The following is a 1,666-nucleotide window of genomic DNA, read 5'->3' as shown; positions in this document are numbered from 1 at the left end:
GGGTGTGACGGTGGCCTGCCGCCGGGGCGTGCCGGCGGCACGGCCCGACGGGCTGGGCGCGATGGTGGCCGGCACGGTCGGCCCGATGGCGTTGACCGTCGGCGCGGTCGCCGTCGTGCTGCTGGCGGTGCCCGCGGTGCCGGGCCGTCCGTGGCAGGGGCCGCTGGCCGTCGCCGCCGCGTTCGCCGTCGCGGTGCCGCTGCTGACCCACGTGGTACGCCGGCTCGGCGGCATAACCGGCGACGTGCTCGGCGCGGCCGTCGAGGTGGTCACCACGCTGGTCTACCTGGGTCTGGTGCTGTCCGGCTGAACCCGGCGAGGCGGGCCGGGTAGCGTTCGCCTCGACAGCGCCGGCGCGGCCACCGGGGGAACGAGAATGCTCATCACGGACGACTTCCTGCCCGTACCGGTCCCGGAGTCGCTCAGCGCGACGTACCTGGTGCCGATGTCGGGGCTTCCGAAGGTCAGCCCGAAGACCGCGGTCGCGGCGCTGACCGGCCGGCTGGCCGAGCCGGTGCACGGGCTGGCCCGGCAGATGCTGGACAGCCCGCTGATGAGCGTGGACACCCGGCCGATCGCCGAGTTCCCCGAGCTGCCGCCGGACCTGCTCACCGCGTTCGGCGCCACCGAGGCGCAGCTGGCGCGGCTGGCCGCGGCGACCCACCTGGTGGTGGTGCAGGCCGAGTACCGGCCGGGCTGGCCGCCCGCGCACGAGTGGGCGGCCCGGGCGGTGGCGGCGGCCGTGGCGGAGTCCGTCGACAGCGATGTGGTGGACGTCTTCGGCCTGCAGTTCCTCGACCCGGCGACCGCGCTGCGCTCGCTCCCGGACGAGCAGGGCCGGATCCGGCTGGTGGACTGGGTGCTGGTGCCGTACTCCTCGGACGTGGAGGGGTTGTGGTTCACCACGAAGGGGCTGCGCCGCTTCGGGCTGCTGGAGTTGCAGACCCAGGGGGTGCCCGACCACCTCACCCGGGCCTGGGGCGCGGTGATGACGGGGGCGGCGCGTCGGCTGCTGCGGGACTGGACCGACGGGCTCGCCGGCGAGGAGGTTCCGGCGTTCGTGCAGTTGCCGGTGCTGGCCACGGTCACCGGGCACGACATCGCGGTGGCGTACGGCAACCCGGAGCAGCACGGCGCGACCGCCCCGGTGCTGCTGCGCCTGGAGCTGGACCCGGCGACCGACCCGGAGGCCGACTCGTTCCTCAGCCTGCGCCCGCCGGCCGGGCACCCCGGTCCGGACGGGCGCTACTACGCCGCCGCCTGCGCGACGCTGTTCTCCGGGATCCAGCCGGACGTGCGCTACGCCCGCTCCGGCGACGCGATGAGCCGGGCGGTCGCCACCGCCCGGGCCGCGCTGGACGATGCCCGGACCCGGTTCGTCGCCGGCCAGCTGCCGTCCGAGGCGCAACTGGTGGTCAAGTACGGCCTGCCCGGCGACGACGGCCCGGAGTACGTCTGGGCGGGCGTCACCTCGTGGGAGACCCCGGAGCGGATCGTCGGGGTGAGCGCCAGCGACGCCGCCACCGACCCGAGCGTACGGATCGGCGCCCCGGTCGTGGTCGAGGCGACCGACGTCGTCGACTGGGCGGTGCTGGACGCCACCGGCGTGATCGAGGGCGGCTGGACCCAGGCCGTCCTCGACTCCGGCGAACCCCCCACCCCCACC

General features: G+C 75.8%; 2 protein-coding genes. Both read left to right on the top strand.

The features are described 5' to 3' along the window. The coding region (locus EAD98_RS00355) for an adenosylcobinamide-GDP ribazoletransferase (protein WP_199723177.1) at window positions 1-310 on the top strand (310 nt) is incomplete at its 5' end. Window positions 311-376: 66 nt separating this feature from the next. Beyond that, a partial coding sequence (locus EAD98_RS00350; protein WP_121652121.1) for a DUF2314 domain-containing protein occupies window positions 377-1,666 on the top strand: 1,290 nt, incomplete at its 3' end.

Origin of the sequence: Micromonospora sp. CV4, assembly GCF_003667455.1 — a bacterium.
In the GTDB taxonomy this organism is placed as follows: Bacteria; Actinomycetota; Actinomycetes; order Mycobacteriales; family Micromonosporaceae; genus Micromonospora.
Note: the sequence above shows the minus strand (reverse complement) of the source record. Positions and strands in the feature narration are given on the sequence as shown.